The organism is Streptomyces sp. (genome assembly GCF_035563135.1).
GTDB lineage: Bacteria > Actinomycetota > Actinomycetes > Streptomycetales > Streptomycetaceae > Streptomyces.
The window spans coordinates 1-8,735 of the sequence record NZ_DATMVN010000433.1 but is presented as its reverse complement, the minus strand read 5'-3'; the positions used below and the strand labels follow the sequence as shown (position 1 = coordinate 8,735).

Below are 8,735 nucleotides of genomic sequence, written 5' to 3'. Positions count from 1 at the left end.
GATCCTGACATCGGACAGTTCGAGCTTCCTCCGAGCCAGTTCCTTCTGAGCGTCCATCGGCAGATCATGGACCGCCGCATCGAGGCCACCCAGATTCCGTACCAGATATCGGATGCCGGCCATCTGGGCGGCGAAGCTGATGTCCATCAGCTCCGGCGGATGACCGGCCCCGGCGCTGGTATTGAGCGGACTTCCGCCGGCCAGCAGGTAACGCAGCTTCCTGTCGGACATGCGATACGCGGTGACGTGCGGCACCAGCTCCGTGCTCGACTCCGCATTCTTCTCCAGTGCCGCGGTATCGATCTCCTGGGAACTGTGCCCGGCGTTGAGGAGGAACACCCCGTCCTTCATCCTGTGGATGTCGTCCTCCCTGATGACGTGCACGGTGCCGGTCGCGGTGATGAACGCGTCGCCGCGCAACGATGCCTCGGCCATGGGCATCACGCGATATCCCGCCATGCGGGCCTGCAGTGCGCGCAAGGGGTCGACCTCGGTCACCACGACGTCCGCACCCAGGCCCCGGGCGCGCGCGGCCACTCCGCGCCCGCAGAGCCCATATCCCGCGACGACCACACAGCTTCCCGGGAAGGAGAAGTTCGCCGTACGCATCAGCGCGTCCACCGTGCTCTGGCCCGTTCCGACCTCATTGTCGAAGATCTGCTTGATCGGGCTGCCGTCCACGGCCATGGCGGGGAAGGGGAGACGGCCCCGGTGGGCCATGCTGCGCATTCGCCGGACACCCGTGAGGGTGCGAACGGAAGCACCGCGTACGACCGGAATGTGTTCCGGGCGTGTGCTGTACAGCAGCCCCAGGAGAATGTCGGCCTCGTCGACGATGAGGTGCGGCCGGGTATCCAGTGCCTCCAGGCGGTCCCGCTCCCCTTCCTCCTCCGTCGAACTGCTCGTCCCGAGCGCCCGGATGCGCGGCTGGAGGTTCAACCAGTCGACGATGTCGTCGTCGGTCGAGGCGGGACTGGACGCGCACGCCACCACCGAGGCCCCCGCGTCCCGCAGGGCGAGCGGCAGCCCTACCGACGTGGCGATCATGTGGGTGGTCAGAGCCACTCGCCAGCCCGCCAGAAAGGGTTCGCGGGCGCACTCCTCCTGCTCCCTCGACATCAGCGGCATGCGCATCCGGGCTGCCACCAGTTTCCCGGGGGGAGGCGACGAGCTACCCATACGGATCATTCCTTCCGATCGGAGGAACCCTCTGCCGGGCTGATCCTGTTTGTCGGCAGGCCGACAGCGTCGTGGCCCAGCACCTGCAATTCGGTCAGCAGGTTGAGAAATCCTCGCGCGTACGGGGAGTCCCTGGTGCTTTTCACCACGGTCGGCCAGTGGACCTGCTCGCGCAGTGGACGGGAGACCCGGAGAAGCGGGCCGAAGTCGCAATGCTGCTCTGTTAAGGAGAGCAGTTTGAGTACCACCAGGTCGGTCGACGCGAGTACCGGCATCGTGACGGATTCAACGATGATCTCATCGGCCCGGTCAAGCATTTCCTGCGTGACGGGTATCCCGGCCGGTCGAAAGAGGACGTCCACCATGCTGTGGGACGATCCCTCGTCGTACGAGGCTTTGACGAGCCAGTCCTCCGGAGGGTGGAAAACCTGGAAGCCCACGCGCCCCAGGGCTTTCTCGGCGGCCGGCACCGAATCTTCCGTCACCACGAGATCCACATCCCGAGGATCCGACCAGCCTCCGCGAGCATAGGCCGCGAGACTGCCGGCCAACGCGAAAGGCACGCTCTCGTTCTTCAGTGCCCCAGCGGTGCGTTTCAGTGTCTCCAGAAGAGCCACCATGCGCTTCATGACACCCACTGACCCATCATGATGAAATCATGAACCTCTGGTACGTGAAGCAGCTTGATCATTTCCGTCGAATCCCAATGAAAACGATAAGACGTGGGACGAGGGAGCGCGACCGCAGTCCGAATCCGGCTGCAACCGAACGCTTCTCATCCCTGTGGTCAGCGGGTGATGACGCCTGGTGGCCGGGGACGGCATGACACGACAGGACTCCTGGTGGTTCCGGCTGGTGATCTCATTCGCCAACGTCTCGACACAGGAGCGTCATAGGTCCCCTGCCGTGCCGTGCTCGATGTTCCGCACGAGGTCGTTGAGCGCGTTTCCTGGCTCGTCTGCGTCCGAAGGCGTGAGCTGAACCCCCGCTGACGCGGGCTGGGCTGCTTCCGGTGGGCGCGCCGCCCCCGGGTGAAGTGCGTCGGAGATGGACTTGACGCCGCCGTGCGCGGTCATTCCGCCGTCCACGGGGATCTCGGCGCCGGTGATGAACGACGACTCGCCGGACAGCAGGAAGACCACCAGCGGGGCGATCTCGTCCACGGTTCCGGTGCGGCCGAGCGGGGTCTCCCGGATGTTGGCCTCGCGGAAGGCCGGTGGGGCGGAGGCGGTCATCCCGGTCTCGATGTAGCCGGGGTGGATCGTGTTGACGCGGATGCCGCGCGGGCCGAGTTCGAGTGCGGCAGCCTTCGACAGGCCCCGCAGGCCCCACTTGCTGGCGGTGTAGGCGACCGGGTAGTGCGCGGTGAGTGCCGCCGAGGAGCCGACGTTGACGATCGAGGAGCCGGGCGGCATCAACGGGCTCAGGTGCTGGATGCCCAGGAGCGGGCCGGTGACGTTGACCGAGTGCACCCGCTCGAAGTCCTCGGCCCGGACATCCCCGATGCGGGCGCGCCAGGTGATGCCCGCGTTGTTCACCAGGCCGTGGACCTGCCCGTACGCGTTCTTCAGTTCGGCGGCGAGTTCGGCCCACTGCTGGTCGTCGCTGACGTCGAGGAGACGGCAGTTCCGGTCGGGCGACACGTCGGTGGCTATGACACGGGCGCCTTCACGGGTGAGCGCCTCGGCTCCGGCGGCGCCCTGGCCGCGGGCGGCGCCGGTGACGACGACGACTTTGCCGAGCAGCCTCTTGGGGTGCGGGCCGGTCACGGCCGCTCCCGGGTGCGGCGCCGGCCGGCCGGCAGGGGCACGGGCTCGACACCGGGGACGACGGTGCTGGTGAGTGTGCCGATGCCTTCGACGGTGAGGGAGACGGTGTCGCCGGGCTTGAGCGGTGGCGGCGTCTGTTCACCGCGCAGACCCCAGAGTTCGGCGAGGCAGCCGCCGTTGCCGCAGGTGCCGGAGCCGAGGACGTCACCCGGCACCACGCGGGTGCCGCGGGAGGCGTAGGCGGTCATCTCCTCGAAGGTCCAGCTCATGTTGGACAGCAGGTCCTCGCCGACCACCTGGCCGTTGACCTCCGCGGTCAGTGCCAGACGCAGGAACCCCTCCCCGTCCCGGTACGGTTCCAGCTCGTCGGCGGTGACCAGGTAAGGGCCGAGCGTGGTGGCGGTGTCCTTGCCCTTGCAGGGGCCGAGGCCGACCTTCATCTCGGCGGACTGCAGATCACGGGCGGACCAGTCGTTGAAGACCGTGTAGCCGACGATGTGCTCGCGTGCCTGCTCAGGAGTGAGATCACGGCCCTCGCGGCCGATCACGGCACCGACTTCCAGTTCGAAGTCGAGGACGCTCGACCCCGGTGGAACGGCGATGTCGTCGTGGGGGCCGAAGACGGCGTGGGGGTTGGTGAAATAGAAGGTCGGCGCCGCGTACCACTGCTCGGGAACGCCGGACACGCCGTCGACGGAGCGGCGTACACCTTCGACGTGCTCCTCGAAGGTGACGAAGTCCCGCACGGACGACGGCTGGAGGGGGCGCAGCAGCCGGACCTGGGAGACGTGGGGGCCCGGTGGGAGGTCCAGAGCGGAGGCACCTGCGTCCAGCAGTGCGGGGAGGCCCTGCCCGGAGGCGATGAGTTCGGTCAGTGAGCGGGCTCCGGGGACCGGATGGAGGGCGTCGTCGTCACCGAGGACGGCGGCATGGGTCCGGTGCCGGTGTTCGTAAGCGGCGAAGCGCATGAGCGGCTCCTGGTGGGAGGAGGGTCCGGGGGCGCGGCGAGCCGTGCCAGGGTGATGGACAGGCTGCCGCGCCCCCGGTGCCGGTGTGGAGGATCAGACCGGCGGGGCGATGAAGACGCCGCGGTCGGGGTCGTTGAAGGACTCCTTGGCGACGAGTTCGTTCATGGGGTTGGCGGTGCCCCACTGGTCGGTGACCTCGGGCCGGGAGAAGTCGTAGACGTGCGGGTGCCAGGTGTCCTCGTCGAGGTTCTCCAGCTCGGTCGTGTACTCGACGGTGTTGCCGTGCGGGTCGAGGAAGTACGTGAAGGTGTTGTCACCCGCCATGTGCCGGCCGGGGCCCCAGATCTTGCGGAAGCCGGCCCGGATGACGCGGCCGGAGCCGCGCATGTACTCGTCGATGCCGCGCATCTCGAAGGAGACGTGGTGCAGGGCGGTGTGCGGGCCCTGGGCGATGGCCATGGAGTGGTGCTGGTTGCTGATCCGCATGAAGTGCATGACCTCACCCATGTGCGGCGAGCTGAGCGTGTCGGACAGCGCGAAGCCGAGGTGGCGCTCGTACCACTCGCGGGTGCGGTTCAGGTCGGGGGAGTTGAGGACCACGTGCGACAGTTTGACGGGGATGGCCTCCTTCTCCTCGATCTTGCGGTGCCGGCGCACCTCGACGTCGGCGGAGACCTCGATGGTGCGGCCGTCGACGTCGAAGAAGCGGAAGCCGTAGCCGCCTCCGGGGGTGTCGACCTTGCCCGGACGGGTGAGCAGCTGCACACCGCCCGCGAGGAGCCGCTCGGCGAGGGTGTCGACGTCGGCAGGGCTCGCGGCACCGTAGGAGACGAGGTCGAGGCGCTTCTCCTCGGCCTCGCGCAGCCGTACGACGTACTGCTCGGGGGAGCCCTCGGCGGCCAGGAAGGAGATCCCGGAGTCCTCGGCGACCTTGCTCAGGCCCCAGACGCCGGCGTAGAAGTCGAGCTGCTTGTCGTAGTCCGGCACCGCCAGGTCGACGTGCCGCAGGTGGGTGAGCAGACGTGCGCTCATGGTGGTTTCCTCCTCAGACGAGGGTGAGATCGAGCAGAGCAGCGGCGTTCGCACCGCGTACGGCGTCGGTGTCGGCCTCGGACAGGTGCGTGGCGCGCAGGGCGCCGACCGGATCCTCGGTCCCCATGTCGAAGGGGAAGTCGGACCCGAGCAGCACCCGGTCGGCGCCGGCGGCGCGGATCAGTTCCCGCAGGACGTGCGGGTCGTGGACGAGCGAGTCGAAGTAGAGCCGCTTGAGGTAGCTGCTGGGCAGGTGGGCGCATCCGGCCCCCGCGTCGGAGCGGGCGGTCCAGGCGTGGTCGGAGCGGCCGATGTGGGTGGGCAGGTAGCCCCCGCCGTGGGCGGCGATCAGCTTCAGACCGGGGTGGCGGTCGAGTACACCGGAGAAGATGAGGTGGGAGAGGGCGACGGCGTTCTCGGTGGGCTGGCCGACGGTGTTGGACAGGTACCACTGGTCCAGACGTTCGTCGAGAGTGCAGCCGAAGGGGTGGAGGAAGACGATCGCGCCGGTCTCCTCGACCCGGGCCCAGAAGGGTTCGTAGGCCGGGTCGGACAGTTCGTGCCCCGGTGCGTGGCTGGAGATCTCCACCCCGGAAAGACCCTGCTCCAGGGCGTGTTCGAGAGCGGGCACCGTTCGGCCGGGATGCTGGAGCGGGACGAGTCCGAGGCCGCGCAGCCGTCCGGGGGCGGCCGAGCAGTGCGCGGCTGTCGCCTCGTTGGCGAGCCGGTACAGCTTCTCCGCGGTCTCCTCACCGGCCCAGTAGTGGTAGTGCGAGGGAGAGGGACTGACCAGCTGTACGTCCACGCCCTGCGCGTCCATCGCGGCCAGGCGCACGGCCGGGTCGGTCAGCCGCGGAATGCGCTCGCGCACCATGGGCCCGCTGACCGCGAGAGCGGCGGGGCCGTTGCGGCGGGCGTCCAGCGCCCGTGCCTCGGCGAGTCCCCGCTCCCCCTCGGCCAGCGCCTCGACCTCGGGTATCAGGACGTGCGCGTGCACGTCCACGGTGGGTGTGGTCACGGCAGCTCCCGGAGCATGGTCATGGTGCGGGCCATCAGGCCGGGCACGTCGGCGTCGCGTACTCCGTCGAGCTGCCACTGGCCGATCTGCACGGACGCCTCGACGACCGGTCGGACACGGGCGATGCGCCGCTCGTGGTACTCCTGGAACAGGGCGTCGTCCCAGGTGCCGGAGGCGGTCAGCAGCTGCGCGAGCACCCAGGCGTCCTCAAGGGACAGGGCGGCGCCCTGCGCGAGGGTGGGCGGACAGCAGTGGGCGGCGTCGCCGACGAGGACGACCCTGCCACGGTGCCAGGACCCCTCGACCAGCATGCGGTCGAACCAGGTGTAGTTGACCTTCGCCGGGTCGGTGATGTGCTCGGTGATCTCGGGCCAGAAACCCCCGTAGTGGCGGGTGAGGCCGCGCATCTCGTCGGCGTACGACTCGGGCGGTATGGAGGCCCGGTCCCGGTTCGCCTCGACGACGTAGGCGTACAGGGTGTTCTCGCTGGTGGGGCAGTAGCCGGAGATGTAGGCGGGGTCCCCGTAGGCGAGGTCGGTGCGGGTGACGCCGGCCGGTCGCGGGGCGGCGACGCGCCAGATGGCCATGCCGGTGGGCTCGGGCTCGGCGGTGATGCCGATCGCGGCACGGGTGGCGGAGCCGAGGCCGTCGGCGGCGATCACCAGGTCGTAGCGGCCCACGGTGCCGTCGCTGAGGCGCACCGAGACCCCGTCGGCGTCCTGGCCGAGGATCTCGGCGGTGGTGCCGAGACGGACCGTGGCGCCGCTCGCGCGCACGGCTTCGATGAGGATCTGCTGGAGCTGGGGGCGCTGCATGCCGAAGGTGGCGGGCAGGTCGTCGCCGCCGGTGCGCAGGTCGTCCTGCACGTGCAGGACCGTGCCGTCGGGGGCGGTGATGCCGACCGAGCTGAAGCCGAAGCCGGACGCCTCCACCTGCTCCCAGACGCCGAGTTCACGCAGGACGCGCAGGGCGTTGCCCTGGAGGGTGATGCCGGAGCCGGCGGTGGCGTTCCAGTCGGCCTTGGCCTCGACCAGGTCCACCGCCGTACCGGCGCGGCGCAGCAGGACCGTCACGGCGTTGCCGGCCGCGCCGCCACCGATCACGAGGATCGTGCGGGCGTTGCTCATGGGGAACTCCTTCGTCCCTCGGTCTACTTGACGGCGATCGGGTTGACGGGCGAGCCGACCGCGCCGGTGATGGGCAGCGGCGCGGCGGTGAGCCAGAACGCGTACCGGCCGTCGGCCGCGCAGTCCTCGGCGAGGGCGTCGAGGTCCCACATCTCGCCGATGAGCAGGCCGATGTTCGGGATGGCGACCTGGTGCAGGGGCTGGAAGGCGTGCTCGAACTCGTTGGGCCGCACCTCGAAGCCCCAGGTGTCGGTGGCGATCGCGGAGATCTCGGAGCCGTGCAGCCAGTCGGCTGTGGTGAAGGACAGGCCGGGGGCGGGCCCGCCGGCGTAGTCACCCCAACCGTCCCGGCGGGCCCGGGCCAGCTGGCCCGTGCGCACCAGCACGATGTCGCCACGGCCCACGGTCACGCCCTGGGCATCGGCGGTCGCGGTGAGGTGTTCCTCGGTGATCGCGAAGCCGTCCGGCAGCTCACCGTCCGTGCCGATCGCCCGCCCGACGTCCAGGAGCACGCCGCGTCCGGCCACGTGCGGGGCCATGTGCTCGATGCCGGTGACCAGGTCGCCGTCCGAGGTGACGACCTCTTCGGCCGGGCGCCCGTTCCACGCCTTGCCGTGGTCGAAGATGTGCCCGAGCCCGTCCCACTGCGTGGAGCACTGCAACGGCATCGCGATGACGTCGTCGGCGCCGCCGAGACCGTGCGGGAACCCCTGGCGGCCCAGGGCCGCGTCGGTGCCGGTGTCGAGCATGGTGTGCACCGGGTTGGTGCGCCGCCGCCAGCCCTTCTGAGGGCCTTCCATGTCGAAGCGCTGGGAGAGCGAGAAGCTCACGCCCCGCCGTACGAGAGCGGCGCCTTCGAGACGCTTCGCCTCGTCCAGGAAGTTGAGCGTGCCGAGCACGTCGTTCTCACCCCAGCGGCCCCAGTTGGAGCACACCTGCGCGGCCCGCGCGATCGAACCCTCGGGATCGTTGTGGTCGAGGGGGGTCATGAGGCCTCCGTCACGCATCGGGTGCGCTGGGCACCGAGACCGGTGACCGAGCCGTCCATGACGTCGCCGTCACGCAGCAGCCGGCCCCAGTGCATGCCGTTGCCGGCCGGGGAACCGGTGAGAACCAGGTCGCCGGGGAGCAGACGGGCGGACTGCGAGGCGTAGGCGACCACACGGGCGACGTCGAAGATCATGTCCCTGGTGGACTCGTCCTGCATGGTCTCGCCGTTCAGCTTCAGCGTCACCCGCAGATCGTCCGGGTCGGTGATCGACGAGGCGGGCACGATCCAGGGGCCGAGCGGCGTGAAGCCGGGCGCGTTCTTGCTGCGGAGCCAGTCGGTGCCGATCTGCGGCATGTCCCGGCGGAAGACGGTCGCGCGGTCGGTCAGGTCGTTGGCGATCGTGTATCCGGCGACGTGGTCCAGTGCTTCTTCCACGGACACCTGGTGGGCCGCCCTGCCGATCACGACCGCCAGCTCCAGCTCCCAGTCGGGCTTCTCGACCCATGCGGGGAGCACCACGTCGTCGTAGGGGCCGGTGATCGCGCTCGGCAGACCGATGAACACGTACGGCAGGTCCTCGGCGGCCCGCCGGTCCATGATCTCCGCGGCTTCCGCGCGCCGCTCCTGCTCGGGCCGGTCGTCGCCGGGGGC

The 8,735-nt window shown here is 69.6% G+C and carries 8 protein-coding genes and 1 pseudogene; all 9 read right to left on the bottom strand.

The window, feature by feature from the left end; genetic code table 11:
• Positions 1-1,179 (bottom strand): adenosylhomocysteinase (locus VN520_RS19000; RefSeq protein WP_325748116.1); only part of this gene is annotated, 1,179 nt, incomplete at its 3' end.
• A 5-nt stretch (positions 1,180-1,184) separates the two neighbouring features.
• On the bottom strand, positions 1,185-1,808 hold the full coding sequence (locus VN520_RS18995) for a nucleotidyltransferase (protein ID WP_325748115.1): 624 nt from the start codon (positions 1,806-1,808) through the stop codon (positions 1,185-1,187).
• A gap of 393 nt (positions 1,809-2,201) precedes the next feature.
• Positions 2,202-2,948: pseudogene (locus VN520_RS18990) on the bottom strand (SDR family NAD(P)-dependent oxidoreductase); the annotation flags it as partial.
• On the bottom strand, positions 2,945-3,916 hold the full coding sequence (locus tag VN520_RS18985; protein ID WP_325748114.1) for a fumarylacetoacetate hydrolase family protein: 972 nt from the start codon (positions 3,914-3,916) through the stop codon (positions 2,945-2,947). The gene VN520_RS18985 and the pseudogene VN520_RS18990, both read right to left, overlap by 4 nt.
• A 93-nt stretch (positions 3,917-4,009) precedes the next feature.
• On the bottom strand, positions 4,010-4,948 hold the full coding sequence (locus VN520_RS18980; protein WP_325748113.1) for a VOC family protein: 939 nt from the start codon (positions 4,946-4,948) through the stop codon (positions 4,010-4,012).
• Between the two features lie 13 nt (positions 4,949-4,961).
• Entirely contained in the window at positions 4,962-5,966 is a 1,005-nt protein-coding gene (locus VN520_RS18975; RefSeq protein WP_325748112.1) for an amidohydrolase family protein, read from the bottom strand.
• Complete coding sequence (locus tag VN520_RS18970; protein WP_325748111.1) at positions 5,963-7,093, bottom strand: FAD-dependent oxidoreductase; 1,131 nt, start codon at positions 7,091-7,093, stop codon at positions 5,963-5,965. The genes VN520_RS18975 and VN520_RS18970 overlap by 4 nt, the downstream gene beginning before the upstream one ends.
• 23 nt (positions 7,094-7,116) lie before the next feature.
• A complete protein-coding gene (locus tag VN520_RS18965) occupies positions 7,117-8,082 on the bottom strand; it encodes a cyclase family protein (RefSeq protein WP_325748110.1) in 966 nt (321 codons plus the stop codon).
• On the bottom strand, positions 8,079-8,735 hold a 657-nt coding region (locus VN520_RS18960), incomplete at its 5' end, for a fumarylacetoacetate hydrolase family protein (protein WP_325748109.1). The genes VN520_RS18965 and VN520_RS18960, both read right to left, overlap by 4 nt.

Bases quoted from the DNA above. Each gene is read 5' to 3' on its own strand.
- VN520_RS18980 (WP_325748113.1), bottom strand. From the start codon at position 4,948: ATGAGCGCACGTCTGCTCACCCACCTGCGGCACGTCGACCTGGCGGTG.
- VN520_RS18985 (WP_325748114.1), bottom strand. From the start codon at position 3,916: ATGCGCTTCGCCGCTTACGAACACCGGCACCGGACCCATGCCGCCGTC.
- VN520_RS18970 (WP_325748111.1), bottom strand. From the start codon at position 7,093: ATGAGCAACGCCCGCACGATCCTCGTGATCGGTGGCGGCGCGGCCGGC.
- VN520_RS18995 (WP_325748115.1), bottom strand. From the start codon at position 1,808: ATGAAGCGCATGGTGGCTCTTCTGGAGACACTGAAACGCACCGCTGGG.
- VN520_RS18965 (WP_325748110.1), bottom strand. From the start codon at position 8,082: ATGACCCCCCTCGACCACAACGATCCCGAGGGTTCGATCGCGCGGGCC.